Source organism: Nesterenkonia sp. PF2B19 (assembly GCF_001758425.2).
Classification (GTDB): Bacteria; Actinomycetota; Actinomycetes; order Actinomycetales; family Micrococcaceae; genus Nesterenkonia; species Nesterenkonia aethiopica.
The window spans coordinates 65,764-92,124 of record NZ_MDSS02000009.1; the positions used below are offsets into that span (position 1 = coordinate 65,764).

A 26,361-nucleotide genomic window follows, 5' to 3' on the forward strand; every position below is an offset into this window, starting at 1 on the left:
CTCGCACACAGAAAGGCACACACATGGCATCTCTGCACACCTCCCGCGCGGTGCGGCTGTCGGCCGTCGTCGGCGTCTCCGCACTGGCCCTGACCGGCTGCGGCCTCTTCGCCGACGACGAGGTCGCCGTCGGCACCGAGAACGAGGACGGCACCATCACCCTCACCGTGGGGGCGACCCCCGTCCCGCAGGGCGACATCCTGCGCTTCATCGACGAGGAGCTGGCCGCCGACGCCGGTCTGGACCTCGAGGTCGTCGAGTACCAGGACTACACCGAGCCCAACCCGGCGCTGGTCGCCGGGGAGCTGGACGCGAACTACTTCCAGCACCAGCCGTGGCTGGAGTCTGAGGTGGAGGGCCAGGGCTATGAGCTGGCACACTACGACGGCGTACACGTGGAGCCCTTCGCGCTGTTCTCCGAGCGTCACGACAGCATCGAGGACCTGCCTGAGGGCGGCCAGATCGGCGTGAACAACGACCCCTCCAACCAGGGTCGCGCGCTGGCCATGCTGGCCGACGCCGGACTGATCGGCCTCGCCGACGGTGTGGACCCGGCCGAGGCCACCATCAACGACATCGCGGACAACCCGTCCGAGTTCGAGTTCATCGAGGCCGACGCCGCCTCCCTGGCGCGAACCCTTGACGACGTCGACGCCTCCGTGATCAATGGCAACAACGCCCTGGAGATCGGGCTCTCCCCGACCCAGGACAGCCTGCTGGTGGAGGACCCCGAGGGCAGCCCCTACGCCAACTTCCTGGCCGTGCGTGAGGGCACCGAGGAGGACGAGAACCTGCTGAAGCTCGACGAGCTGCTGCACTCCGACGAGGTCCGTGAGTTCATCGAGGAGACCTGGCCCGACGGCGAGGTCGCCCCGGCGTTCTGATCGGCTGAGCCGCACTGAGCTGAACGGTTCAGCGTTGAGTGGATCAGCGCTGAGCTGAGCCGACGTCGCATCTCGGAGGCCCCCGCACCAGCCGGTGCGGGGGCCTCCGTGCGTCCATCCGCCGTCTACGGGGCTGGCCTGCACTGGGCTCGACCGGCGGCCCGATCCGGGCCCGTGACCTTCTGCGGCAGACCTCCACTCACTCCGGGGCCGGTCGGTTACAGTGGAGGTGCTTCACGAGCAGCGACCGGAGGGCGCCCGCCCTCCATGATCCGCCAGCGGTCGCTCGCCAACCCCATGTTCACGGGTGGTCTCGGATCACGAAGCGGCCCCTCTCAGCGCCGCGGCCTCACAGTGGCCGTCGCAGACCGGATGGGGCAAGAGCAGCATGAAAGGAACTCTCCCGGGCTCGATGCTCGCCGCGACGACGGCGCCTTCCGTCCCGCTGACGATCCGTCACGGACTTCGCCTGCCAAGACCTCGCCCTGCCCCGGCCAGGTCCGACGGGCCCGGCTCCTTGGAGGAGCCACGCAAGATTCCACCCCGGCTCATCGAAGGAGCACACGCTCATGATCCCGTTCACCACACCTGTCGGCTCCACCGTCCGCGGCCCCCGTCGGACCGCCTTCTCTCTGACCGCGCTGGGCCTCACCATCGCCCTGACGGCCACCGGCTGCACCGTCTTCGGCGGAGGTGACGACGCAGCCGACGACGAGACCTTCCGCATCGGTGTGACCGCCCAGGACGAGACCAACCAGCTCCTGGCCGACATCGCCGCCGAGGAACTCGGCTATGACGTGGAGATCGTCAACTTCGACGACTACAACGTCCCCAACACGGCATTGAGCAACGGAGACCTCGACGCCAACTGGTTCCAGCACATCGCCTACCTGGCCAACTACAACGTCAACAACGATGACGATCTCACCATGATCGGCGGCACGGAGATCGTCCCACTGTCCCTGTACTCCGAGACGTATGACTCGGTGGAGGACTTCCAGGACGGGGACACCGTGGCCATCGCCAATGACGAGATCAACCAGGCTCGAGGCATCAACGTGCTGGTGGCCGCCGGGCTCGTCGTCCTGGAGAACGACGTGCCCGAGCCCCGTCCCGCGGACATCGACGAGGACGCCTCCACCGTCTCCGTGCACCCGGTCGACGCCGCGCAGACCGTCAACGCCCTGCAGTCGGTGGAGGGTTCGGTGATCAACAACAGCTTCATCAACGACGCCGGCATCGACCCCAACACCGCCCTGTTCGCTGATGATCCGGAGGACCCGGAGGCGTTCCCCTACATCAACGGGTTCGTGGTCCGGGACGAAGACCGAGACAACGAGGCCTCCGGGAGATCGCTGCCCTCTATCACGACCAGCGTGTCCTGGACTCGGCGGCCGAGATCTCCGAGGACACTTCGGTGCCTGCCGACCCGAGCATCGAGGAGCTCGAAGCTGGTCTGCAGGAGTACGAGGACTTCCTCCGCGGTGACGCGACCGACGCCGAGGACGCAGAGACCGACGAGGACGAGGACGAATGAGCGGCGGCGCCGCGGGCGCCGACCCGCTGATCGAGTTTCGCCACGTCACCCGGAGGTTCGGGAAGGGGGAGAAGGCCGTCACGGCGGTCGACGACGTCTCTCTGCATGTGGACCGTGGCGAGGTGTATGGCGTCATCGGATTCTCTGGGGCGGGGAAGTCCACGCTCATCCGGATGATCAACGGACTGGAGAAGCCCACATCCGGTTCGGTGCACGTCCTCGGAGAGGAGATCTCTGCACTGTCCGAAGGCCGGCTCAGCAAGGTGCGGTCCCGGATCGGCATGGTCTTCCAGCAGTTCAACCTCTTCCATTCCCGCACGGTGGCCGGCAACGTCGGCTACCCGTTGAAGGTGGCTCGATGGAAGAAGGCCGATCGGCAGGCTCGGGTGTCCGAGCTGCTGGAGTTCGTCGGCCTGGCCGACAAGGCTGACCAACATCCGGAGGAACTCTCCGGCGGCCAGAAGCAGCGCGTCGGCATCGCCCGAGCCTTGGCCGCCAAACCGGACATCCTGCTGGCAGACGAATCGACCTCGGCCCTGGATCCGTCCACGACGGCGGAGGTCCTCGCTCTGCTGCGTCGCGCGAACGAGGAGTTGGGGATCACCATCGTCGCGATCACGCATGAGATGGAGGTCATCCGTGCCATTGCGGACCGGGTGGCCGTCATGGATCGCGGCAGAATCGTGGAATCCGGCCACGTCTATGACATCTTCTCCAATCCACGTGACGGGGAGGAGGCCAGCTTCGTCGGGGCCGCATTGAAGGACCGACCGTCGCCGGAGGACGTGCTGCGCATCCGGCAGCACACCTCGGGGCGGCTCGTCACCGTCTCATTGAAGGACTCGGTGGCCGTCGGGAGTGTGCTCGGCCAAGCCGGTCAACATGGGGTGGGCTTCGAGATCGTCCACGGGGGAATGAACACCACCAAGGACGCCGCCTACGGGCTGCTCACGTTGGCCCTGACCGGTGAGTCCGACGCAGTGGAGCAGTTCGTCGGGGCGCTGTCTGCGGCCGGCGCCGTCCAGGAGGTGGCGGCGTGATCGAGACGTACCGCGACCTGGACTGGTCCTATTACGGGCCGACGCTGCTGGAGGCCATCGGGGACACCATCTACATGGTGGCGTGGAGCTTCGTCTTCGCCGGTCTCATCGGCCTCGCCATCGGCGTGACGCTGTACACCACCCGTGACGGCGGCCTGCTCGCCAACCGGCCGGTGTGGCTGCTGACGAACTTCGTCGTCAACCTCATCCGCCCGATCCCGTTCGTGATCCTCATCGCGGCGCTCCAGCCGGTCACGATCTCCGTGGTGGGCAAGGGTATCGGTAATGATGCCGTGATCTTCGTGATGATCTGGGCCTCCACGTTCGCGATCGCGCGCATCGTGGAGCAGAACCTGGTCTCCATCGACCCGGGTGTCATCGAGGCGGCCCGCGCCATGGGAGCCTCGCGGACACGCATCATCATGACGGTCATGCTGCCCGAAGCACTGGGACCGCTGATCCTGGGCTACACCTTCGTGATCATCGCCCTGACCGACATGTCGGCCCTCGCCGGCATCATCGGCGGCGGCGGGATCGGCAACTTCGCGATCGTCGAGGGGTACAACAGGTTCCGTCCGGAGGTGACCTGGTTGGCCGTCATCGTGGTCATCATCTTCGTGCAGTCGCTGCAGATCATCGGCAACTGGGCGGCCCGGAAGGTCATGCGCCGCTGATGGGCCAGGCGCGCCCCTGCGGCATGTGCCGCAGGGGTGCTGCTGTGTCGGGGGCTCCGCCGTCGTCTGGTGCTGTCGCCCCGTTCTGATCGCAGAACCCCGAGAATCTTGAGGAGGATCTGTGATCAGGACGGGGCGTGACGGCGCCGGCTCCACTGCCCGCTCCACCTCACTCGTGCGCTTCAGCGATGACTCTGACGTGCACGGACTCTCTCAGTGATACCCATTGCGCATCTGCGTTGTACCTGGCGAGCGCTTTCCATAGGGTCATTGCAACGTTTCAATACGTGACGTGAATCACCCGACCGCTTTACTGAGGGAGTTGAGCATGTCGAGCGCATCGACACCGAGGCCCCGGCCTCTGGGTAGGACGAGTACCCGCGGCAGGCGCCGCAGCGCGCTGCGACCGGCGGCCGCGCTGGCCCTGCTGGCGCCGCTGGGAGTCGCCTCCAGCACGGGGGCCAGCACCGCCACGAACACGGCGACCACCAGCCCCGCATCCGCGATCCAGCCAGCAGACGGCATCCCGCCGGGCGAGGTGCTGGCCTTCGACTTCGGCTGCGCCGGCGGGCCGGTCGCCGAAGGCCATCACGAGGTCACCGAATCCACACTCTATGACGCCGAGTCCGGCTTCGGGCTCAGCGCCCCGGTCGCCTGCCGGGATCGTGGCGCGCCGGATGACATGCGCCGCGACTTCGTCCTGGCCGGAGGCGAGCAGTTCCAGGTGGATCTCCCCGACGGGGAGTATCACGTCACCGTCATCTCGGGTGATGAGATCGCCTCGAACAACACCCAGCTCACGGTCCAGGGGGAGTTCCAGGGCAGCCTGAGCCCACGCGGCAGCGGGGAGTACGCCGAGCACAGCGTCTACACGGAGGTCGCCGACGGCTCCCTGGTCTTGGAGGTCTCTGGGGATGGGCGTTTCAACGGCGTCGAGATCTCCCAGGTGGCCCCGCCCACCGGGCTGGAGGCCGCCGAGGTGAGCACCGAACCGCCGTCGGCCACCCTGGCCTGGGACGAGTCGGTCGGCGCCGCCGAGTACACCCTCTATCGCTCCGCCCACGGCGAGCAGGACTTCCAGGCGGTGGGCAGCACCGCGGGCGCCAGTCTCACCGATGCGGACGTGGAGCTGGGCTATTCCTATGACTATGCCGTCACCCAGACCAGCGCCGCCGGCGTCGAATCAGGGCACAGCGAGGTCCACACGGTCGCGATCGTGGACCCCGAGGTCACCGCTCCGGCCGCGCCGCAGTATCTCACCCTGGAGAAGGCCAACCCGTCCCGCACCACCATCTCCTGGACCGGTGACGACGCGGCGGACGAGTACCACGTCTATCGCTCGCTGAACGCGGACCGAGGCTTCGAACGGATCGCGGAGACCGCGGAGACCACCTACACCGCGCAGGGAGAGGCCGAGCACAACTGGTACTACATGGTCCTCGCCGTCAATCCCGGCGGCGTCTCGGAGCGGTCGGAGCCCCTGCTGGCTCCGGTCACGGCCCGCGGGGGCAACGGCAATCCCTTCGAGGAGTGCACCACTGACGACGCCGACGCCGTCGTGACCCGCCACGGGGACACCTGGCGCGCCGCCAACGACGGAGAGACCGTGCTGGAGACCTATGCGATGGTCGAGGCCATGCAGGCCGCCGTCGACAGCCTTACCGAGGGCCGCACGGAGCAGGAGTCCGTGGTGGTCCGCGGCTCAGGCACCATGACCGCCGACGCCGCCGTCGACCTTCCGAGTCACACCTCCTTCTCGGTGTGCGGCACCATCCACGTGGCCGGCAATGAGTCGAACTTCAGCTACGAGGACCACACCGGCGTGGTGCGGATCCGGCACGCTGAGGACGTCGCCGTGCCGTTCCTCTCCGTCACCGGCAACCCGAACTTCGGCGTGTATCTGCGCACCTCCTCAGACGTGCACTTCGGACAGATGGACCTGCGACTCTCCGGGGGCCACGGGATGCGGATCGACAGCCGCGACGACGATTCGGTGCGTGAGGCCCGTGACATCACCATCGACGACGTCTACGTCTCCGGCACGCAGACCCACGGCGTGGAGACCTACGGGGTGGACGGGCTGACCATCGGCACCGTCACCGCGGTGGACACCGGGCATGCCGGCCTGCTGCTCAATGACACGGTCAACGCCGACATCGAGCGGATCGTCGGCGACGGTGCGGCGGCCGGCACCGGATACGCCACCTTCCGGACGGCGAACCGCAACGGGCAGATCGACGGCGAGTACCCCACCAACATCCGTGTCGGGGAGCTGATCGCCGACGGCGGCGGCCGCGGGTTCTTCTGCGTCTCCGAGTCCGGCGGCGTGGAGATCGAGACCCTGGAGATCCGGGACACCGGGTCCAACGCCATGCTGATCGAGAACTGCCACAACATCACAGTGGCCAGTGAGGAGGGCTACGTCTCGGGGCCGGGCGACCTGCGCATCTCGGCGCGCAGCGAGTTCGCCAACACCTCGGACATCCGGTTCGCGAACCTCACTCTAGAAGACACGGCCATTAACGAGAGCCCGTGCGGAGAGAACATCACCGCGGAGAACATCACGCTGATCGACTCGGAGCTCAACCTCTGCGAGTGATCTGAGCCCCCTCCGACGCGCGGTCTGTCCCCGTCGTCTTCGTCAGTCCCCGTGAAACCCGGTGGGGGGAAAGACGATGACGACGGGGACAGACGTGTCTGCCGGAGCCCACGCGGGCCGCGCCGCGTCTACGGCGCCGCTGCCAGCAGCGCTTCCAGCAGATGCAGCGCGGCGATCTTCTCCAGCGGTGCGTTCCGGTTCCCGCATTTGGGGGACTGCACGCAGGAAGGGCAGCCGGTCTCGCAGCCGCAGCCGCGGATGGTCTGCGCGGTCGCGGCGATCCACTCCCGCACTGCCGTATGCCCGCGCTCGGCGAACCCGGCGCCGCCGGGGTGCCCGTCGTAGACGAAGATCGTGGGCTGCTCGGTGTCGGCGTGCAGCGCGGTGGAGACCCCGCCGATGTCCCAGCGGTCGGAGGAGGCGATGAGCGGCAGCAGTCCGATCATCGCGTGCTCGGCGGCGTGCAGCGCCCCGGGGACCTGCTCGGGCACCACCCCGGCGGCCGCCAGCGCGGTCTCGGGCGCGGTGATCCATACCGCCTGGGTCTGCAGGCGCGACGGCGGCAGGTCCAGCGGCTCGTCGGAGAGCACCTCGGAGGTGCCCAGCGCCTTGCGCTGGAATCCGACGACGGCGGAGGTCACCTCCACCTGTCCGAGGTGCAGGCCGAACCGGTCCCACGCCTGAGAGGCGGAGGTCTCGAGCACCTCGATCGACGTCGTCTCACGGGCCTGGGTGTAGTACGGAGGGTTCGCCCGGGAGACCAGCACCACGCCGTCGTCGGCGGCCAGGTCCTCCACGATGAACGTCCGGCCCTGGTGCACGTACACGGCTCCGGGGTGCGCCTGAGGCTGAGCCTGGGCGGCTCCCATGTCACCGATCACCGAACCGTCCTCGGCGTCGACGATCGTGTACGGCCCGCCGCCGTCGGAGCGCAGGCGCACCCAGTCGGCGGCGGAGGCGTCGTCGTGGGCGAAGAACCAGCCGCGCGGTCGGCGTCGCAGATGTCCCTGCTCGGTGAGCGCGTCGATCAGCCATCGGCCGGGTTCGAACAGCTCGACGTCGTCCAGGGTCAGCGGCAGCTCCTGCGCGGCGGCCAGCAGGTGCGGGGCGGCCACATGCGGGTTGGAGGGGTCGATGACGGCGTCCTCCACCTTCGCGGAGAAGATCGCCTCCGGGTGCTCCAACAGGTAGGAGTCCAGCGGGTCGTCCCCGGCGATGAAGAATGCGGCCCCGCGCTGCCCGGAGCGCCCGGCGCGTCCCAGCTGCTGGAAGAAGGAGGCTCGCGTGCCGGGCCAGCCCGCGATGATCACCGCGTCCAGACCGGAGATGTCGATGCCCAGCTCCAATGCAGGGGTGGAGGCGACGCCGAGGAGCCGGCCGTCGCGCAGCGCGTCCTCCAGGGTGCGCCGCTCCTCCTTCAGGTACCCGGATCGGTAGGCGGCCACGCGTCCCAGCAGGTCGGTGTCGATCTCGGCCAGGTTGTCGGCGGCGATCCGGGCGATGGTCTCGGCGCCGCGCCGGGACTTGATGAACGCCAGCGTCCGGTGCCCGGCCACCATGAGGTCGGTGAGGATGTCGGCGGCCTCCACGGTGAGGCTGCGTTTCAGCGGGGCGCCGCCGTCGCCGGTGTGTTCGGAGAGCGTGGACTCCCACAGGTAGACGTCCACGGCTCCGTGGGGCGAGCCGTCCTCGGTGACAGCGGTGACCTCCTCGGCGGGAACCCCGATGAGGCGGGAGAACGACGACGCCGGATCGCCGCTGGTCGCCGACGCTGCGGCGAAGACGGGCTCGGCGCCCCGGCGGTAGTGGGCCACCACGCGGCGCAGCCGGCGCAGCAGCAGGGCCACGTGGGAGCCGAAGATGCCGCGACAGCTGTGCGCCTCATCGATGATGACCAGTCGCAGGCGGGCCAGGAAGCGGGCCCAGGCCCGGTGGTTGGGCAGGATGCCCACGTTGAGCATGTCCGGGTTGGTGAGCACCACGTTGGCGTGCTGACGCACCCAGCGGCGCTCCTCGGGGTCGGTGTCGCCGTCATAGGAGGCGGCGCGGATCCCGCCGTCGGCGGTGTGCGTCTCGCTGTCGGCCAGGGCGTGGTCCACCTGGCGGGCGAGCTCGGTGAGCGCGTCGAGCTGGTCGGCGGCCAGGGCCTTGGTGGGGGAGAGGTAGAGGACGGTGCCGCCCTCGGCGAGCACGGCGGCCAGACCGGGCAGCTGGGTGCCCAGGGACTTGCCGGAGGCGGTGCCGGTGGCCAGGATCGTGTGCCGTCCGGCCCGCAGGGCCTCGGCGCGTCGACCTGATGCGTGTAGAGCTGTCCGATGCCGACGCCGGCGTAGCCCTGCGCCAGCGGCTCCGGAACCCACTCGGGCCAGGGCGCGGTGCGGGCGGTGCGGGCCTCCAGGGTGCGGACGTGGCGCAGCGGGCCCTCGTCGCTGACCGTGGCGGGCAGTCCGGCGCGGCGCAGCAGCGTGAGTGCGGCGGAGGGGTCCTCGGCGACGTCGTCAGCGGGGTCGGCGGCGGGGCGGGTCATCCCGTTCAGGGTACTCGCCCCGCCGCCGCAGTCGCCGTCTGAGGCCCGGCCGCCCGGGCCCGTCGTCGGCCCCTGTCGTCAGGCCCTGGAGCCGAGCTCCGCGATGTGCTCGGGCAGCCGGTCATGGGAGCCGTACATGAAGTGGTTCTCCATGCGCTCCGAGTAGCGGCTGGCCTCGGTGGTGCGGCCCACCGCCTCGGCCACCTGGCGGATGTGCATCGGGGACGCTCCGCAGCACACGCCGAGGTAGTTGATCCCCAGGGCGTGCGCCTCGGCGGCGAAGGCACCGATCTCATAGCGGTTGGTGAAGAGCGGGTCCAGCGCGGTGGGGAAGGTACGGCCATGCGGGGAGGGCACGGCGGCGCCGTCGTCGGAGAGGTTGAAGAAGGTGGGCTCCGCCTCGGTGGTGCGGTAGGGGATCGGCAGCGCGCCCACGTGGCAGGACACGGCCTCGCGGATCTGTCGCAGCCAGGACATCATGGTGGCCGGGCCGCGGAAGCAGTTCAGGCCGACGACGTCGGCCCCGGCCTGCTCCAGGCGCTGGCAGGTCTCCACCACGCCCAGGCCGTCGGCCATCTCCTCGAAGGCCATCGGCGCCAGCGTGAGCACCACCGGCAGCTCGGCGGAGCGGGCGATCTCCAGGGCGGCGAGCGCTTCGCCGGCGTAGTAGAAGGTCTCCCCGATGATCAGGTCGGCGCCCTCCTCGACGGCCCAGCCGACCATCTCCTCGAACATTCCGCGCACCTCGGCCTGCTTGGCGGGGTCGGCGGGGTCCCAGATGTTGGAGTTGGAGATGTTGCCGGCCATGAGGTCGCCGGGGCGCGCGTCGGCCACCTCGCGGGCGATCTGCAGGGCTGCGCGGTTCAGCGGCTCGAGCAGCTCCTCCTTGCCGATGACGCGCATCTTCTCGCGGTGTCCGTTGTACGTGAAGGCCTCGACGACATCGGAGCCGGCGCGCTGGAAGTCCACGTGCAGCGCGCGCAGCGCGTCGGGGTGCTCGAGGGCCACCTCGGGGACGAACTCCCCGGCGGTGAGGTATCCACGGCGTTCCAGCTCGAAGAGGAACCCTTCGGCGCAGATCACCGGTCCGGCGTCGAGTCGGTCTGTGAACGATGGCTGGGCGGTCATCACCGCTCCTCTCAGTCATGGGATGTGACGTGCCACGGGTGGGAGCGGCCGATGCGAGGCCTCGCGTCTCCGGCCGGGTGGGTCGATCTGTCGTGGCGGTGACGCCGACTCTACAAGAATGATCACGTCGATGGGAATTATGTTCATAGAGTGACACGGAGGATCGGGAGGACGCGGCTTCAGACGACGACGGGCCGTCCCCTACGGAGCTCCGCCGGGAAGGGCGGAGCCGCAGGAGACGGCCCTCAGGTCGGCGCGGCGGTACCGCCGCGCAGGAACGCTCGGAGGCTCAGGCCTCGCTCTTGAGGTCGTCGAACTGGGAGTGCGAGGGGCGGATGCGTTCGCTGCCCGGGGCGCCGTAGACGTAGACGTCGCCCAGCAGCGTCCAGCCCAGATACTCGTAGAGCTCCAGGCCCTCGGCGTTGGCCACCAGCAGGCCCTCCTCGACGTCGCCCTCCAGGGCGATGGCCACCAGGGCGCGGGTCACGAACGTGCCCAGGCCCTGACGGCGGAAGTCGGGATTGGTGTAGATGCGGTCCAGGACGGCGTACTCGTCGACGACGGCGACGCGCCCGCGGGCGGCTACGGTGTCGCCGGAGCAGACGGTGAACAGGGTCCAGCCGTCGAAGTCCTCCCGGGTGGTGGTGTAGCCTCCGGGGTGATGGGGTCCTCGACGTCCTGGGTGCCCATGTCGACGACCATCAGCTTCTCTTCGTCGCTGATGCGCTCGAGGCCGTTGATGGAGTCCTTCAGGGACTCGTCGCCGGGCTCGGCAATCAGCGTCAGCAGTCGCCCCGGGCTCTTCGTGACCGCCGAGATGACTTGGCGCAGAGCGGTCTCGTCCGGGGCGTGGAGGACGTATTCCCAGTCGTCCGAATCGCCGGAGCGCAGGGCGGAGTGGACGGCTCCGTCGTGGTCGACGTCGTAGTCGTGGGTCCGGGCCCAGCCGGTCACCCAGGTGCGGACGAGTGCGTCGTTCAGCTCGGAAGTCATGAGACGACTATATGAGTTCAGACCGGGGGTGTGGGAGGGGCCACGGCAACGAGTTCATAAAGATCGATGCGCTGAACCCCGTGGTCAGCACGATCTGCGGGCGACTGACCAGGGGCGAAGGATCTGTCCGGATCGTCGGTGTGCGCCGGTATCCTGGTGCCCCGTGAGCATCTCGCGGATCGTCCTCTACTACGCCTTCACCCCGCTGTCCGACCCGGAGGCCGTACGGCTGTGGCAGCACACGCTGTGCCGGGAGCTGGGGCTGAAGGGTCGCATCATCGTCTCCCCCCACGGCATCAACGGCACCGTCGGCGGAGAGCTCTCAGCGGTGAAGCAGTACGTGAAGCAGACGCGTTCCTACGGCCCGTTCCGCGGCATGGAGTTCAAGTGGTCCGACGGCGGTGCCGCGGACTTTCCTCGACTCTCGGTCAAGGTCCGCCCCGAGCTGGTGGCCTTCGGGGTCCCGGAGGAGATCGAGGTCGACGAGCAGGGCGTGGTCGGCGGCGGCGAGCACTTGACTCCGCAGCAGGTCCACGAGCTGGTGGAGGCCAAGCGAGCCGACGGTGCGGAGGTGACCTTCTTCGACGGCCGCAACGCTATGGAGGCCCAGATCGGCCGGTTCAAGGACGCCGTCGTCCCGGAGACCGAGACCACTCGGGACTTCATCGCGGAGCTGGACTCCGGGAAGTATGACCACCTGAAGGATCAGCCGGTGGTCACCTACTGCACCGGCGGCATCCGCTGCGAGGTCCTCTCCGCGCTGATGAGGCGGCGAGGCTTCGAGGAGGTCTATCAGATCGACGGCGGCATCGTCCGCTACGGGGAGACCTACGGTGATTCCGGCTACTGGGAGGGTGAGCTCTACGTCTTCGACGGGCGCATGAACACCCGGTTCAGCCAGGAGGCCGTCACCCTGGGCGAATGCACCGCCTGCGGAGGGCCCACCAGCACCTTCCACAACTGTCGGGACCGTGGATGCTCCACGCTCATGCTCTACTGCGAGGACTGCCGCCACATCCCTGAGACCACGCGCTGCGCGGACTGCGAGGCCCGACTGAGCGCGCACCCGCAGGACCCCAACTCCGGACACCTCGAGAGGCCCCGACGCCGATGACCCGCCTGTCCCGCGAGGCTGCGGCCGCGCTGCCCGCCCCCCGTTCCGAGAGCGACGCCGCGGTTGCCGCCGTCGCTGTGCTGCGTGCCGAGCTTCAGGCCGCCCGGTTCACCAACGCACGGGTCTCCGAGCTGCTGGGTCCCGAGGCCGTGGCCGCCCTGGACCGGGAGCAGATCGCCCCGGGCCAGCTGGTGGTGTCCCGGCTGCTCCAGCAGGAGCGACCGGACCCCTGCGCGGTGTTCACCGCCCTGTGGCTGCTGGACATGGAGGTCGATGCCGACGTCGTCTCCGCCGCGCTGCCGCGGCTGGGAGCAGAGGGCCTGGAGACGCTGGGCCTGGCCCACCGCGACGGCGGGACCTGCCGTCCGTCGGTGGATCTGCGCCCCTATCAGGTCCAGGGCCGCGAGGGAGAGTCGGACCTGTGGGTCACCTCCGACCTCTCCGCTCATCAGGTGGACGGTCCTCTGCCTGCGGAGCATGTGCTCGGTGTCGGTCAGGCCAGTCTGACCCTGGCGTCGATCACCCACCGTCGCCCGGTGCGCCGGGCGCTGGACATCGGCACCGGCTGCGGCATCCAGCTGTTCCATCTGCTGGACCATGCTGAGCATGTGGTGGCCACCGACCTCTCGGACCGTGCGCTGGCCTTCACCCGCTTCAACCTGCTGCTCAATGCGCCTGCGCTGCGCCTGGACCCGCGCCGGCTGGCCGATCGGGTCGAGCTGCGTCGCGGGAGCCTGCTGGACCCGGTGGCCGGCGAGACCTTCGATCTGGTGGTCTCCAATCCGCCGTTCGTCATCACCCCGCGCGTCACCGAGGCCCGCGTGGGGGAGCGGTACACGTACCGCGACGGCGGCCGCACCGGCGATGAGCTCATGGCCGAGCTGATCGGGGGTCTGCCGGCGGTGCTCGCACCCGGTGGGACCGCCCAGATGCTGGGCAACTGGGAGGTCCATGGGGCCTCGGACTGGCAGGAGCGTCCCCGCGGCTGGGCTCAGGAGGCCGGTCTCGACGCGTGGTTCGTCCAGCGCGACCTCCAGGACGGGCCCGGCTATGCGGAGACCTGGCTGCGCGACGCGGCCGAGGAGCGTGACCTGGACGACTACCGGCGCCGTTACGCCGAGTATGTCGAGGACTTCGCGACCCGTGGCGTCACCGCCGTCGGATTCGGCCTGATCTGGCTGCACCGGCCCCGCGCCGGCGCGGGGCGTCCTGGGTGCGGCTGGAGGAGATCACCCACCCCGTGGATCAGCCGCTCGGCCCGATCCTGGGGCGTGCCGCTGAGCGGGCGCTCGCGGCGGCCGCCGACCCCGCAGCGGTGCTGGATCAGCGGCTTGTCGTCGCCGGGGACGTCACCGAGGAGCGGCATCAGCGGTTCGGCGCCGCGGACCCGGAGGTCATCCTGGCGCGTCAGGGCGGCGGTCTGCGACGGGCGCGTCCCGTGTCCTCGGGGGCCGCGGGCGTGCTGGGCGCGGCGGATGGGGACTTCGAGGCCGGGCAGCTCATCACCGCGGTCGGGGCGTTGCTGGACGACGGGACGGTCGACGTCGAGCAGCTGACCTCCGCCCTGCGCGAGGAGGTCCTGGAGCTCTACGTGGACGGGTTCCTCACCGAGGCGTGAGGCGGCTGCGGGCGTCCTCGGATGACGCGCGATGATGTCTGCGTCACATCCGCTCGTCTAGACTTCCCACCATGTCACCTCGCGCCGCACTCGCAGACCACGATGACGCCGCGACAGGTCCGGCGGCCCCGAGGAGCGGGCACGACCATGAGGACCTGCCGCCGTCGGTCGTCATCGAGGACGTCCAGGCCATCCGTGCGCTCGCCCATGAGGCGCGGCTCACCGCCCTGGACGAGCTCTTCGGGACCCATCGGGTCTACACAGCCACGGAACTGGCGGCCCAGTGCGACATCTCGCCCTCGGCGATGAGCTACCACCTGCGGGCATTGGAGAAGTACGGATACATCCGGCGGGTGGAGCATGCCGGGGACGGACGCAACCGGTACTGGCAGGCCGCCGCCCGGCGGCTGCGGATCTCCGGGTTCGACTCCTCGGCGCACGCCAAGAACGCCTACGCCAACGCGCAGATCAAGTCGCTGCAGCGACGCATCGGGGACGAGATCCTGCGGCGTGAGCAGCGCGGTCCCAGCTCGGTGGAGCTGCACCCCATCCTGTCTTCGGGCATCCTGTCGCTGGATGAGGATCGTGCTCAGGAGTTCAAGGATCGGCTCTACGCCCTGGTCGCCGAGTACGAGCAGGCCTGCTCGGAGCACCCTGAGGAGGACCCGGCCAGTCGACTGCACTACTTCGTCTCGGCCATCGAGGAGCCGGTCCGCCGGGCTGCTCCGGAGGGGCCGGAAGAGCCCGCGGATTCCGGGGACGGGGCCGATGAGACGGGGTCGGAGGCCGACGACGGCGCCGTCTGACGGCACTGATATATTGAGCACCGCCGCCACCCAACCCGACGTCGAGGAGTGCAGTGCCCCCCAAGGCCGCAGCAGGCAAGAAGCTGGTGATCGTCGAGTCGCCGGCCAAGAGCAGGTCGATCGCCAAGTATCTGGGCGACGACTTCATCGTGGACGCCTCGGCCGGGCATATCCGTGATCTGCCGCAGCCCTCGGACCTGCCGGCGGAGATGAAGAAGGGCCCGTTCGGGAAGTTCGCGGTCAACCCGGAGGACGGCTTCGAGCCGTACTACGTGATCTCCGAGTCCAAGAAGAAGAAGGTCTCGGAGCTCAAACGGGCGCTCAAGGAGGCCAGCGAACTCTACCTGGCCACTGACGCCGACCGCGAGGGTGAGGCCATCGCGTGGCACCTGCTCGAGGTGCTCAAGCCGAAGGTGCCGGTCTACCGGATGACCTTCACCGAGATCACCCGGGAGGGGATCACCCGCGCCCTGGACAACGTGCGCCAGATCGACGAGGACCTGGTCGACGCGCAGGAGACCCGGCGCATCCTGGACCGCCTCTATGGCTATGAGATCTCCCCGGTGCTGTGGCGCAAGATCGGCCGCGGCCTGTCCGCAGGCCGGGTGCAGTCCGTGGCGACCCGCCTGGTGGTCGAGCGGGAGCGGGAGCGCATGGCGTTCATCCCCGCCTCGTACTGGGACCTGGCGGGGACCTTCACCACCGACGCCGGCGAGTCCTTCGCCGCGAAGCTCCACGCCGTCGACGCGCCCGGGTGGCCACCGGGGCGGACTTCGACGACCGCGGGACGCTGAAGTCCACCCGGTCGAAGTCCGAGGTCACCGTCCTGGACCGGACGGCCGCCGAGTCGCTCGCCGAGGGGCTGACCCAGGCGCGCTTCGAGGTCGACTCCCTCGAGGAGAAGCCCTACAGCCGCCGGCCGTCCCCGGCCTTCACCACCTCCACGCTGCAGCAGGAGGCCTCCCGGCGTCTGCGGTTCTCCTCCCGCGTGACCATGCAGGTCGCCCAGCGTCTCTATGAGAACGGCTACATCACCTATATGCGCACCGACTCGGTGACGCTGTCGAATGAGGCGATCACCGCGGCGCGCCGTCAGGCCTCCGAGCTCTACGGCCCCGAGTCCGTGCCGGAGAAGCCTCGGCACTACGCCAAGAAGAACGACTCGGCCCAGGAGGCCCACGAGGCCATCCGTCCGGCGGGAGACCACTTCCGCACCCCGGGCCAGGTGGCCGGGGAGCTCTCCAAGGAGGAGTTCCGCCTCTACGAGCTGATCTGGAAGCGCACCATCGCCTCGCAGATGGCCGACGCCAAGGGCTTCACCGCCTCGGTGAGGCTGACCGGTCAGGCCTCCGACGGGAGGCGCGCCACGTTCGGCGCCTCCGGAACCGTCATCACCTTCCCTGGCTTCCTGGCCGCCTATGAGGAGGTCAAGGAGAAGACCGCCGCCGAGGGCGAGGAGCAGGGGGAGAAGGACGACGCCGCATCCTCGGACCGGCGGCTGCCCAAACTGGAGCAGGGACAGAACCTCACCGGCGAGGACGTCCGGGCCAAGGGGCACGAGACCACGCCGCCGGCCCGCTACACGGAGGCGAGCATCGTCGCCGAGCTGGAGAAGCGGGAGATCGGTCGCCCGTCCACCTATGCACCGACGATCTCCACGATCATGGATCGCGGCTACGTGACCAAACGCGGGGCGGCCCTGGTGCCCTCCTGGACCGCCTTCTCCGTGATCCGGCTGCTGGAGGAGCACTTCGGCCGCTACGTGGACTATGACTTCACCGCACGCATGGAGGACGACCTCGACCAGATCGCCCGCGGAGAGATCGAGCGGGAGGCGTGGCTGCAGGGCTTCTACTTCGGAGCCGACAGCGGCGCCGAAGGGCTGCGTCACGTCGTCGACAACCTCGGGGAGATCGACGCCCGGGCCATCAACTCCATGGAGATCGCGGAGGGCGTCACCCTGCGTGTGGGGCGGTACGGGCCCTACCTGGAGCGTCCGAACCCCGAGGGCGGGGAGGGCGCAGAGCCGCTGCGCGCCAACATCCCCGAGGACCTTGCTCCGGACGAGCTGACCGCCGAGCGTGCGGAGGAGCTCTTCGAGAAGGCCCAGCACTCCGGCCGGGTGCTCGGACATGACCCGGAGACCGGCCGGGAGATCGTCGCCAAGGACGGCCGCTACGGCCCCTATGTCACCGAGGTCATCGAGGAGATGACCGAGGACCAGGTGCAGGCGTATCTGGACGCCCAGCCCACCGAGTACTACAAGAACGGCAAGCCCAAGCCGAAGAAGAAGCCCAAGAAGGAGAAGCCCCGCACGGGCTCCCTGCTGAAGTCGATGTCGCTGGAGACGGTGACGCTCGAGGACGCGCTGAAGCTGCTCTCCCTGCCGCGGGTGGTCGGCGTCGACGCCGACGGCGAGGAGATCACCGCTCAGAACGGGCGCTTCGGTCCCTACCTGAAGAAGGGCACCGACTCCCGTTCGCTGGAGTCGGAGGAGCAGCTGTTCACGATCACGCTGCAGGAGGCCCAGGCGATCTACGCCCAGCCCAAGCAGCGGGGTCGGCGTCAGGCGGCCGCACCCCTGGCCGAGTTCGGGCAGGATCCCACCTCGGAGAAGCCCGTGGTGGTCAAGGACGGCCGTTTCGGTCCGTACGTCACCGATGGGGAGACGAACGTGACGGTGCCGAGGGGGACCTCGGTGGAGTCGCTCACGAAGGAACGGGCCTTCGAGCTGTTGGCCGAGAAGCGCGCCAAGCGCCGGCGAAGAAGGGCGCACGGAAGTCCGGCACCTCCACGAAGTCCGGTTCGTCGAAGTCCTCGAAGTCCTCCGGGGCGAAGTCCACGACGACGAAGAAGTCCTCCAGTGCCAAGCCCGCCACCGCAGGGTCGGGGAAGTAGGGGTCTCATGCGACTGGGCGTGCTCGACATCGGCTCCAACACCGTCCACCTGCTCCTGGTGGACGCGCACGTCGGAGCCAAGCCCGAAGCCTTCGCCTCGCATAAGCGGCCGCTGTCCCTGGTCCGTCATTTGGACCCCGAGGGCGCCATCACGCGGGCGGGGCAGGACGAGCTGATCGGGTTCATCGACGAGGCCGCCCGCTTCGCCGCCCGGCACCGGGCCGAGGATCTGCTGTCCTTCTGCACCTCGGCGATCCGCGAAGCCACCAACGGGGACGAGGTCCTGGCTCGCGTGGCCGCTGAGACCGATGTGGAGCTCATGGAGCTCACCGGGGCGCAGGAGTCGGCCATGACGTTCTTCGCCGCCCGTCGGTGGCGCGGATGGAGCGCGGGCCACATCCTGAACTTCGATATCGGCGGGGGCTCCTTCGAAATGGCCTACGGGCAGGACGAGCTGCCCAGCACGGCGATGTCGGTGCCGCTGGGCGCGGGTCGGCTGACCCGGGACTGGCTGACCGAGGATCCCCCCACCAAGGAGCAGATCAAGGCGCTGAAGACCTATGTGCGGGAGGAGATCGCGGCCGCCCGCCTGGAGTTCCCGATGCTGAACTCCCATACCGAGGTGCTGGCCACCTCCAAGACGTTTCGTTCTCTGGCCCGGATGACTGGCGCGGCACCGTCGGCCTCCGGCCCCTATGTGCGTCGTACGCTGGCGCATAAGGACCTCAAGCCGCTGGTCAAGCGGCTGGGCCAGATGAGCGCCACCGAGCGGGCGGAGCTGCCCGGCGTCTCCGTCGTGCGCGCGCGGCAGGTCTTCGCCGGTGCGCTGGTGGCGGAGGCGGCCATGAAGACCTTCGGCATCGACGAGCTGCAGATCTGCCCCTGGGCGCTGAGGGAGGGGCTGATCCTGCGTCGGCTGGACGCCCTGGTGCGGGAGCACGGCGTGGAGGTCGCCCACGCGCCCGGGGTGGGCCATGTGGACCTCGCCCGCGAGCTGAGGCGGCCGTCGCGGCGCGACGTCGCGGCGACTCGAGCGGCGGTCGAACATGCCCACCGCTGAGCCGCGCATCCCGGTGGCGCTGTCCACGTCCTCGGTCTACCCCCTCGGGGCGGCTGAGGGCTTCTCCATGGCGGCCGATCTCGGCTACGACGGCATGGAGGTCATGGTCACCCACCGGGCCGAGACGCAGCAGGCCGACGTGCTCAACGAGCTGTCCTGGCGCTTCGGGCTGCCGGTGATGGCCATCCACGCGCCCACGCTGCTGCTGACCCAGCAGGTGTGGGGCTCCGCCTGGGAGAAGCTGCGGCGCAGCGCCAAGCTGGCCGCCGCCGTCGGGTGCGCCACGGTGGTGGCGCACCCCCCGTTCCGCTGGCAGGCCGGCTACGCGGAGGGCTTCGCGGACGGCATCGCCAAGCTGGAGCAGGACACCGGGGTCCACTTCGCAGTGGAGAACATGTACCCGTGGAAGGCCGGAGGGCGCACCGCGGCCATGTACCTGCCGCACTGGGACCCGGTGGGTCAGGCTTACCCTTACGTGACCTGGGACTTCTCCCATGCGGCCACCGCGGAGGCCGACTCGCTGGACTCCTGCCGCAGGTTGGGCGGCCGGCTGCGGCATGTGCACCTGACGGACGGCTGGTCCAACGGCTTCAAGGACGACCACCTCATCCCCGGCCACGGCGAGCAGCCTGTCGCGGAGACTCTGGAGCTCATCGCCTCTCCCGACTTCGCCGACGGGCAGGGGTTCCGAGGCGTGGTGGCGGTGGAGGTAGCCACCCGTGCGGCCAAGCAGGTGGGTGAGAAGGAGCGTTGGCTGGCAGAATCACTGGAGTTCGCCCGCCGCCACCTGGCGCGCGGCGCGGCCTCGGCCGAGGGGGCCGGGGTCGATGACACGGCTGACGCAGCTGACACGGAGGAGGAGAGGTCCTGATGCGCATCGCGATGCTGGGGCTCGGGTCCATGAACGGCGCCATCCTGTCCGGTTTTCTCGCCTCGGGGGTCTCGGCCGACGACGTCGTCGCCACCTCGCGTTCGGCGGCCTCCGCCCGGGCGCGGGCCGCCGAGCATGGCGTGACCGTGCTGGCGGAGGAGGACGACGCCGAGGCCAACCGTCGCGCGGCCGCCGAGGCGACGTCGTCTTCCTGGGCGTGAAGCCGCATGGGATCGTCGCCCTGTGCACGGAGATCCGGGACGCGCTGAGGCCCGAGGCGGTGGTGGTCTCGGTGGCAGCCGCGGTGGACCTGCAGATGATGCAGGACGCCCTGCGTGCGGGCCAGCCGGTGATCCGCTCCATGCCCAACACGCCGCTGTCCGTGGGTCTCGGCGTGGTCGGTCTGGTTCCCGGTGTCCACGTCACCGCGGAGCAGACTGACCGGGTGAAGGGCCTGCTGGAGGCCTGCGGGGCGGTCCATGTCATCGACGAGGCCCAGATCGATGCCCTGACCGGCATCTCCGGCTCCGGGCCGGCCTACGCCTTCCACCTGGCGGAGCACATGGCCGCCGCCGGCGTGGAGCTGGGGCTGGATCCTGCGTTGGCCGCCGACCTCGCCGCTCGGACCGTGCAGGGCGCGGGGACGATGCTGGTGGAGAACCATGTCTCGGGCGCCGCCGATGCGGCCGCCCTGCGGCGAGCGGTGTGCTCGCCCAACGGGACCACCGAGAGGGCCATCGGCCAGTTGGACTCCCATGGCGTCCCGGAGGCCGTGGTCGCCGCCGTGAAGGCCAGCGCGGACCGGGCCGCGGAGATGACCGCACAGCTGCGAGAACAGGTCTAGGCTCTCTTCCATGGTGAGGGATCGACAGCCGCAGGCCCGCGGGGGCCTGTGGTCAGATTTCGTGGGGTGGATGAAGAGTGTGGCCGGGGCGTCCCCGGCCCGTGCGGCTCTGCTCATCTTCGCCTTCGCGATCGCCTTCTTCACGTCGCTGCTGATGATGCCGTGGGCCACGGCCAGCGGCCGTGCGGCCTCCCTGCCGGAGGCCCTGTTCGTGGCCACCTCGGCCGTGTCGGTGACGGGGCTGACCCCGGTGAACACCGCGGAGCACTGGTCGTTGGCGGGGGAGATCACCATCATCGTGGCCATCCAGCTGGGCGGCCTCGGCATCCTCACGGTGGCCTCTGTGCTGGCCGCCAGCGTCTCCCGCAGCCTGGGCGTGCGCACCAAGCAGCTCGCTCAGGAGGGTTGGAAGACAGATCAGCTGGGGGAGGTCGCCAGTCTGATCCGCATCGTCATCATCATCTCGCTGGCCATCGAAGCCGCGTTGGCGGCCGTGCTGGTGCCGCGGCTGATCGCGATCGAGGGCGACGTCGTCACCGGCTTCTGGCATGGGATCTTCTATGCGATCTCGGCGTTCAACAATGCCGGGTTCGTGATCCATGCCGACGGGCTGGAGGCCGTAGGTCATGACCCGATCGTGCTCTGGGCCATCATGATCGGTGTGGTGCTGGGAAGTCTGGGCTTCCCGGTGCTCTACGTGCTGTGGCGGTTCCGCTGGCATTACCGCAGCTGGAACATCCACGCCAAGCTCACCGTGGAGGTCACGACGCTGCTGATGGTCGTCGGAGCGGCGATCTACGCGTTCCTCGAGTGGAACAACAATGCCACCATCGGGGAGATGCCGATGTGGGAGAAGCTGCAGAGCTCGCTGTTCGCGTCGGTGAACATGCGCTCGGGAGGTTTCTCCGTGGTGGAGTCCAACCATGAGAACTCCACCACCATGCTGATCTCGGACGCCTGATGTTCGCCGGGGGCGGTTCGGTGTCCACGGCGGGCGGCATCAAGGTCACCACGATCGCGGTGATCTGGCTGGCGTTCCTGGCCGAGGCACGCGGTGACAAGGAGTCGGTCGCCCATCAGCGGACCATCCCGGCCTCGGCGGTCCGTGTGGCGGTCTCCGTGGTGGCCATGGGGGCCACACTGGTGCTGATCTCCACGCTGGCGCTGATGCACATCACCGGCCTGGACATGGAGCGGCCGCTGTACGAGTCGATCTCGGCCTTCGCGACGGTGGGGCTGACCTCGGGGCTCACCGAGGAGCTGCCGCCGTCGGGGCTGTATGTCCTGGCCGCCTTGATGTTCGCCGGCCGGGTGGGCATCATTACCTTCGCGGCCGCGCTGGCCGTGCGTCAGCGCACCACGCGCTACCGCTATCCGGAGGGGAGGCCGATCCTTGGGTGATCGCCGTCAACAACGCAACCGTCCCGTGCTGGTCGTGGGGCTGGGACGGTTCGGCATCGCGCTGGCCGAGCAGCTCATGGCCCAGGGCAAGGAGGTGCTCGCCGTCGAGCGGCACAGGGGTCTGGTCCAGAAGTACTCGGACACGCTCACCCATGTGCTCGAGGCCGACGCCACCGACATCGAGGCGCTGCGCCAGATCGGCGCCGACGAGTTCGACTCGGCGGTCGTCGGCGTGGGCACCTCCATCGAGTCGTCGGTGCTGATCGCGGTGAACCTGGTGGACCTGGGGGTCCGGCACGTCTGGGCGAAGGCCATCAACCCCACCCACGGGAAGATCCTCAAACGCATCGGGTGCCATCACGTGATCTATCCGGAGCACGACGCCGGCGTGCGCGCCGCGCACCTGGTCTCCGGGCAGATGATGGACTTCATCAAGTTCGACGACGACTTCGCCATCGTCAAGATGCGGCCGCCGAAGGACCTGCAGGGCAAGACGATCGACCAGTGCCAGCCGCGGCGTCGACACGGGGTCAATGTGGTCGGCGTGAAGTCCCCCGGCAAGGAGTTCGTCTACGCCCAGCCGGACACCCTGGTGTCGCCGGGGGACACGATCATCGTCTCCGGAGACGTGACGAAGCTCGAGCACTTCGCCGAGAGCGCCTGATCGCCTATCCGGGTCGTCCTGTCGTAGGCTCGGGCGTGTGACACAGCCCTCGTTCCACGCCGCCGTGCCCACCACCGTGATCTGGGATCCGGCGCTGCTGGAGTACCGCTTCAACGCCACCCACCCGATGGATCCGGTGCGCCTGGACCTGACCCACAGGCTCTGCCGCGAGTTCGGGATCCTCGACGACCCTCTGGTGCGTCTCGTCGCGCCCGGCATCGCCGACGACGCCACCCTGCTGGCGGTCCACGACGCCGACTATGTGGAGGCCGTCAAAGCCGCTTCGGCGGACGGTCTCCCCGCCCCGCAGCACGGGTTGGGCACCGAGGACACCCCGGTGTTCCCCCAGCTGCATGCCGGGGCGGCGCGGATCGCTGAAGGCGGCCGGTTGTGCGCGGAGGCCGTGCTGACCGGGGAGGCCGTCCATGCGGTGAACTTCGCCGGGGGCCTGCACCATGCCGGCCGGGCGCGGGCGGGCGGCTTCTGCGTGTACAACGACGCGGCCGTGGCCGTCCAGCGGCTGCTGGACGGCGGGCTGTCCCGGGTGGTCTACCTCGACGTGGACGCCCACCACGGCGACGGCACCCAGGACATCTTCTATGACGACCCCCGGGTCATGACGGTCTCCCTGCACCAGACCGGGGTCTCGCTGTATCCGGGCACCGGGTTCCCCGATGAGACTGGCGGTACTGCGCCGGACGGCACGAGCGCCGCCGGCACCGTGGTCAACGTGGCGCTTCCGCCTCACACCGGCGACGCCGGCTGGCTGCGGGCCTTCCATGCGGTGGTGCCGCCGCTGGTGCAGGCCTTCGCCCCGGAGGCGGTGGTGTCCCAGCATGGCTGCGACACTCATGAGGAGGACCCGCTGACGGACTGTCGGCTCAGCATCGACGGGCAGCGTCAGCTGGCCTTGGACGTCGCGCATCTGGCGGAGGAGCACTGTCAGAACCGCTGGATCGCCACCGGCGGGGGAGGGTATGAGGTCCACCGGGTGGTGCCTCGCAGCTGGACGCATCTGGTGGCGATCGCCGCCGGCGATCCGCTGCCGCTGCGCACCGCGGTGCCCGAGCCCTGGCGGGACTACGTGCGGCGCACTTGCGGTGTGGAGACCCCGGAGCGGATGCACGACGACGCCGAACTGTGGTGGCGCAGCTGGGAGCTCGGCTATGACCCCGCGGACGCGGTGGACCGGGCGGTCATGCAGACGCGCAAAGAGCTGTTCCCGCACTACGGGCTCGACCCCTGGTTCGACTGACCAGGCGCTGAGGGCCGATTCCAGGCATGGGCCCAGTAACCGCTACACTGTTCCGAGACCTTTCGACTATTCACCGACAGACAAGGATCTGCTCCCTATGGGCTCAGTGATCAAGAAGCGCCGCAAGCGTATGGCGAAGAAGAAGCACCGCAAGCGTCTGCGCAAGACTCGCCACCAGCGGCGCAACAAGAAGTAAGCTCAGCTGAGCTGACACAGACCCCGGAAGCGTCCGCGCTCCCGGGGTCTGGTCGTCTCCGGGGAGGTCCGGGGCGGCTGAGTCTCATCGACGACCAGGAGGCTGACTGATATGGATCCGTCCCAGGAGCAGAGTGCGGTGAGCCCGGGCGGCGCGGGGGACCGCGGCGTCCTCGTGGAGGTGCTGACCAAGCCGGGCTGCCATCTCTGCGAGGAGGCGCTGGCGGTCACCGCCGAGGCCTGTGCGGAGTTCGCGTTGGAGCCGGTGGAAGTGGACCTGAGCGCCGATCCGGAGGCTCTGGCCCGCCATGCTGAGGAGATCCCGGTGCTGCGGATCGACGGTCGGGTGCGCGATTTCTGGCGCTTCGATCCGATCCGGCTGCGGCGGATGCTGCGGGAGGCGACCGCTCGCTGAGCGGCGGCCCTGGCCTGCGGGTCGTGGGTGCCCCCGCAGATACGAGGAGGGCCCAGCCGATCTCTCGGCTGGGCCCTCCTCGCAGGAGCCGACCGCACGGGTCGGCCGGAGCGGATGCTCAGTGGCCGTCGTCGTCCGGGTCGTGGTGTGCGGCCCCGGAGCCCCAGGTGTCCGGTCCGTGCTCGAGGTGCTCCACCACGGCCTCGTCGTAGCCGTCCGGGAGCAGGGCCCGGTACTCGGGCAGCACGCCGTCGAGCACGGTGGCGCCGATGTCCTCCGTGTCGCCGTCGACCGTGAGGGTGACGTCGTGGATGCTGCCGGGGGCTCCGCTGAAGCCCTCGACGATGAACTCCTCATCGTTCTCCAGGGAGACGGCCTGGCCGGCCGGCACGGTGAAGGAGTGGGACTGGCCGTCGGCGCTGATCTCGACTTCGACGTCCTCGACTCCGCCGTTGTTGACGGTGCCGATGGCACGGGCGGGTCCGCCCTCCTCGGCGCCGACGAAGGCGATGTGCCGGAACTTCACGTCGTCGATGTCGACGCGCACGCCGTCCGACCCGGAGTACTGGTGCGTGGTCGCCTGGTAGTTGATGGCGCTGCAGCCGGTCACGCCGATGACGGCGACGGCGGCCAGGGATGCCGCGGCCGCGCGGCGGACCTGGGAGGGGGCGAGCTTCACGTCGAGAGTCTCCTCACGATGTCGGTGCGACGATGATCGCCTCCAGACTACGTCATCTGTGTCCGTGCCAGGAGGCGTCACGCCGCAGATGTGGCCGCGCGGAGAAAGGTACGGACTCCGCCGGGGAAGGCGGTGACCAGGCCCGAGGTCGACGTCGACCCCAGGTCCGCGCGGAAGGCGGGTGTCAGCCGTGATTCTACAGGTTGTCGAAGAACTGCGGCCGCACACCTTATGCCGTGTGACGGCAAGGGTGGGATCCGACACGCTGTCGCGCATGTGATCCGTGATAAACTTGTCCGCGGGAAAGGGGAACAATTACATGATTTTTGAGGTCGGCGAGACAGTCGTATACCCGCATCACGGAGCGGCCACCATCGAAGAGGTCAAGATGCGTACCATCAGGGGCGAGGAGAAGATGTACCTCAAGCTCCGCGTCTCCCAGGGCGACCTGACGATCGAGGTTCCGGCGGAGAACGTCGACCTGGTCGGCGTGCGTGATGTGGTCGGCAAGGAAGGCCTGGAGCATGTCTTCGATGTGCTGCGTGCCGAGTACACCGAGGAGCCGACGAACTGGTCGCGTCGGTACAAGGCGAACTTGGAGAAGCTGGCCTCCGGCGATGTGAACAAGGTCGCCGAGGTGGTCAGGGACCTCTGGCGCCGGGAGAACGACCGAGGCCTCTCCGCGGGGGAGAAGCGGATGCTGGCCAAGGCGCGGCAGATCCTGGTCTCCGAGCTGGCTCTGGCCAAGAAGCTCGAGGAGGACGAGGCGGAGAAGCTGCTGGACGAGGTGCTGGACGAGGCGCCCAAGCCGCAGGACGCCGACGCCGCGTCGGCGAAGAAGTGACCTGAGGCCCGACCACGGAGCGAGGCACACAACAGGTGAATCATCAGGTGGGCCCCCAGGTCGCACCGGCTGAGACGAAGCGCCCGGATGCTGAACAGCACCGGGCGCTCGTCATTGTCGCGGCCGGAAGCGGACAGCGTCTGGGGCACGGCATTCCCAAGGCTCTCGTGGAGCTCGGCGGCCGTCCGCTGCTGGCGCATGCGCTGGACTCTCTCGGCCCGCTCCGGGCGCCCGGCCTCGGCATCGACCTCGTGGTCCTCGTGCTGCCGGGGCTGCCGCCGGCCCGGGAGCGGCTCGCGGCGCTCGGCGCCGAGC

Annotated in this window: 18 protein-coding genes and 6 pseudogenes; 19 read left to right on the top strand and 5 right to left on the bottom strand. The window is 69.1% G+C overall.

Annotated elements, in window-relative coordinates; all coding sequences use genetic code 11:
• Positions 1–23: 23 nt before the first annotated feature.
• The 5 genes and pseudogenes from BCY76_RS04530 (at position 24) to BCY76_RS04555 (ending at position 6,734) form a co-directional block, all read left to right on the top strand.
• Complete coding sequence (locus tag BCY76_RS04530; protein WP_070158485.1) at positions 24–884, top strand: MetQ/NlpA family ABC transporter substrate-binding protein; 861 nt, start codon at positions 24–26, stop codon at positions 882–884.
• Between the two features lie 569 nt (positions 885–1,453).
• Positions 1,454–2,167: pseudogene (locus tag BCY76_RS20650) on the top strand (MetQ/NlpA family ABC transporter substrate-binding protein); the annotation flags it as partial.
• 250 nt (positions 2,168–2,417) lie between these two features.
• On the top strand, positions 2,418–3,461 hold the full coding sequence (locus tag BCY76_RS04540) for a methionine ABC transporter ATP-binding protein (RefSeq protein WP_070158487.1): 1,044 nt from the start codon (positions 2,418–2,420) through the stop codon (positions 3,459–3,461).
• Between the two features lie 74 nt (positions 3,462–3,535).
• Entirely contained in the window at positions 3,536–4,135 is a 600-nt protein-coding gene (locus BCY76_RS04545; protein WP_083277214.1) for a methionine ABC transporter permease, read from the top strand.
• Positions 4,136–4,463: 328 nt separating this feature from the next.
• Positions 4,464–6,734 (top strand): fibronectin type III domain-containing protein, encoded by a 2,271-nt coding sequence (locus tag BCY76_RS04555; RefSeq protein ID WP_139827614.1) that lies wholly within the window; start codon positions 4,464–4,466, stop codon positions 6,732–6,734.
• A 128-nt stretch (positions 6,735–6,862) separates the two neighbouring features.
• Here the strand turns inward: BCY76_RS04555 and BCY76_RS04560 are convergent.
• From BCY76_RS04560 to BCY76_RS18905, 4 genes and pseudogenes are all read right to left on the bottom strand, one after another.
• A pseudogene (locus BCY76_RS04560) lies at positions 6,863–9,261 on the bottom strand (DEAD/DEAH box helicase).
• A gap of 78 nt (positions 9,262–9,339) precedes the next feature.
• Positions 9,340–10,389, bottom strand: coding sequence for a homocysteine S-methyltransferase family protein (locus tag BCY76_RS04565; RefSeq protein ID WP_070162220.1), 1,050 nt, complete (start codon positions 10,387–10,389; stop codon positions 9,340–9,342).
• A 289-nt stretch (positions 10,390–10,678) separates the two neighbouring features.
• Positions 10,679–11,002: a GNAT family N-acetyltransferase gene (locus BCY76_RS18900; RefSeq protein WP_170922589.1), complete on the bottom strand. Its 324-nt coding sequence runs from the start codon at positions 11,000–11,002 to the stop codon at positions 10,679–10,681.
• Positions 10,972–11,382, bottom strand: coding sequence for a hypothetical protein (locus BCY76_RS18905; protein WP_070162224.1), 411 nt, complete (start codon positions 11,380–11,382; stop codon positions 10,972–10,974). Before BCY76_RS18905 ends, BCY76_RS18900 begins: the two co-directional genes overlap by 31 nt.
• A 163-nt stretch (positions 11,383–11,545) precedes the next feature.
• On the opposite strand from BCY76_RS18905, the gene trhO reads away from it, so the two are divergent.
• The 12 genes and pseudogenes from trhO to BCY76_RS04630 all read left to right on the top strand — a co-directional run bounded on the left by trhO (position 11,546) and on the right by BCY76_RS04630 (position 24,523).
• Positions 11,546–12,496 (top strand): oxygen-dependent tRNA uridine(34) hydroxylase TrhO, encoded by a 951-nt coding sequence (trhO, locus tag BCY76_RS04575; protein WP_083277763.1) that lies wholly within the window; start codon positions 11,546–11,548, stop codon positions 12,494–12,496.
• The gene (locus BCY76_RS04580; RefSeq protein ID WP_237089963.1) at positions 12,493–14,052 is read left to right on the top strand and encodes a DUF7059 domain-containing protein; all 1,560 of its coding nucleotides are present in this window, start codon (positions 12,493–12,495) and stop codon (positions 14,050–14,052) included. The genes trhO and BCY76_RS04580 overlap by 4 nt, the downstream gene beginning before the upstream one ends.
• A 133-nt stretch (positions 14,053–14,185) precedes the next feature.
• A complete protein-coding gene (locus tag BCY76_RS04585) occupies positions 14,186–14,920 on the top strand; it encodes an ArsR/SmtB family transcription factor (protein WP_083277764.1) in 735 nt (244 codons plus the stop codon).
• A gap of 53 nt (positions 14,921–14,973) precedes the next feature.
• Positions 14,974–17,818 (top strand): annotated as a pseudogene (gene topA / locus BCY76_RS04590) (type I DNA topoisomerase).
• Between the two features lie 70 nt (positions 17,819–17,888).
• Positions 17,889–18,878, top strand: a pseudogene (locus BCY76_RS04595) (Ppx/GppA phosphatase family protein); the annotation flags it as partial.
• Positions 18,865–19,749, top strand: coding sequence for a sugar phosphate isomerase/epimerase family protein (locus tag BCY76_RS04600; protein WP_070162228.1), 885 nt, complete (start codon positions 18,865–18,867; stop codon positions 19,747–19,749). The pseudogene BCY76_RS04595 and the gene BCY76_RS04600, both read left to right, overlap by 14 nt.
• A pseudogene (gene proC / locus BCY76_RS04605) lies at positions 19,749–20,593 on the top strand (pyrroline-5-carboxylate reductase). The gene BCY76_RS04600 and the pseudogene proC overlap by 1 nt, the downstream one beginning before the upstream one ends.
• 10 nt (positions 20,594–20,603) lie before the next feature.
• Positions 20,604–21,994: pseudogene (locus BCY76_RS19825) on the top strand (TrkH family potassium uptake protein).
• Positions 21,987–22,658 carry a potassium channel family protein gene (locus BCY76_RS04615; RefSeq protein ID WP_083277765.1) on the top strand — a complete coding sequence of 224 codons (672 nt, stop codon included), beginning with the start codon at positions 21,987–21,989 and terminating at the stop codon, positions 22,656–22,658. The pseudogene BCY76_RS19825 and the gene BCY76_RS04615 overlap by 8 nt, the downstream one beginning before the upstream one ends.
• 94 nt (positions 22,659–22,752) lie before the next feature.
• Positions 22,753–23,913 carry an acetoin utilization protein AcuC gene (locus BCY76_RS04620; RefSeq protein ID WP_442935345.1) on the top strand — a complete coding sequence of 387 codons (1,161 nt, stop codon included), beginning with the start codon at positions 22,753–22,755 and terminating at the stop codon, positions 23,911–23,913.
• A gap of 97 nt (positions 23,914–24,010) precedes the next feature.
• Positions 24,011–24,109, top strand: coding sequence for a 30S ribosomal protein bS22 (locus tag BCY76_RS04625; RefSeq protein WP_081652675.1), 99 nt, complete (start codon positions 24,011–24,013; stop codon positions 24,107–24,109).
• Positions 24,110–24,220: 111 nt separating this feature from the next.
• On the top strand, positions 24,221–24,523 hold the full coding sequence (locus BCY76_RS04630) for a glutaredoxin family protein (protein WP_083277766.1): 303 nt from the start codon (positions 24,221–24,223) through the stop codon (positions 24,521–24,523).
• A 118-nt stretch (positions 24,524–24,641) separates the two neighbouring features.
• Here the strand turns inward: BCY76_RS04630 and BCY76_RS04635 are convergent, their stop codons facing one another.
• Positions 24,642–25,202 carry a hypothetical protein gene (locus tag BCY76_RS04635; RefSeq protein ID WP_070162236.1) on the bottom strand — a complete coding sequence of 187 codons (561 nt, stop codon included), beginning with the start codon at positions 25,200–25,202 and terminating at the stop codon, positions 24,642–24,644.
• Positions 25,203–25,521: 319 nt separating this feature from the next.
• Between BCY76_RS04635 and BCY76_RS04640 the strand changes: the two genes are divergently transcribed.
• Positions 25,522–26,046: a CarD family transcriptional regulator gene (locus BCY76_RS04640; RefSeq protein WP_070162238.1), complete on the top strand. Its 525-nt coding sequence runs from the start codon at positions 25,522–25,524 to the stop codon at positions 26,044–26,046.
• A gap of 47 nt (positions 26,047–26,093) precedes the next feature.
• On the top strand, positions 26,094–26,361 hold a 268-nt coding region (locus BCY76_RS04645), incomplete at its 3' end, for an NTP transferase domain-containing protein (protein ID WP_170922588.1).

What these genes read in the sequence shown, in the direction of transcription:
- BCY76_RS04530 (WP_070158485.1), top strand. Translation starts at nt 24, where the DNA reads ATGGCATCTCTGCACACCTCCCGCGCGGTGCGGCTGTCGGCCGTCGTC.
- BCY76_RS04540 (WP_070158487.1), top strand. Translation starts at nt 2,418, where the DNA reads ATGAGCGGCGGCGCCGCGGGCGCCGACCCGCTGATCGAGTTTCGCCAC.
- BCY76_RS04545 (WP_083277214.1), top strand. Translation starts at nt 3,536, where the DNA reads ATGGTGGCGTGGAGCTTCGTCTTCGCCGGTCTCATCGGCCTCGCCATC.
- BCY76_RS04555 (WP_139827614.1), top strand. Translation starts at nt 4,464, where the DNA reads ATGTCGAGCGCATCGACACCGAGGCCCCGGCCTCTGGGTAGGACGAGT.
- BCY76_RS04565 (WP_070162220.1), bottom strand. Translation starts at nt 10,389, where the DNA reads ATGACCGCCCAGCCATCGTTCACAGACCGACTCGACGCCGGACCGGTG.
- BCY76_RS18905 (WP_070162224.1), bottom strand. Translation starts at nt 11,382, where the DNA reads ATGACTTCCGAGCTGAACGACGCACTCGTCCGCACCTGGGTGACCGGC.
- BCY76_RS04580 (WP_237089963.1), top strand. Translation starts at nt 12,493, where the DNA reads ATGACCCGCCTGTCCCGCGAGGCTGCGGCCGCGCTGCCCGCCCCCCGT.
- BCY76_RS04585 (WP_083277764.1), top strand. Translation starts at nt 14,186, where the DNA reads ATGTCACCTCGCGCCGCACTCGCAGACCACGATGACGCCGCGACAGGT.
- BCY76_RS04600 (WP_070162228.1), top strand. Translation starts at nt 18,865, where the DNA reads ATGCCCACCGCTGAGCCGCGCATCCCGGTGGCGCTGTCCACGTCCTCG.
- BCY76_RS04625 (WP_081652675.1), top strand. Translation starts at nt 24,011, where the DNA reads ATGGGCTCAGTGATCAAGAAGCGCCGCAAGCGTATGGCGAAGAAGAAG.
- BCY76_RS04630 (WP_083277766.1), top strand. Translation starts at nt 24,221, where the DNA reads ATGGATCCGTCCCAGGAGCAGAGTGCGGTGAGCCCGGGCGGCGCGGGG.
- BCY76_RS04640 (WP_070162238.1), top strand. Translation starts at nt 25,522, where the DNA reads ATGATTTTTGAGGTCGGCGAGACAGTCGTATACCCGCATCACGGAGCG.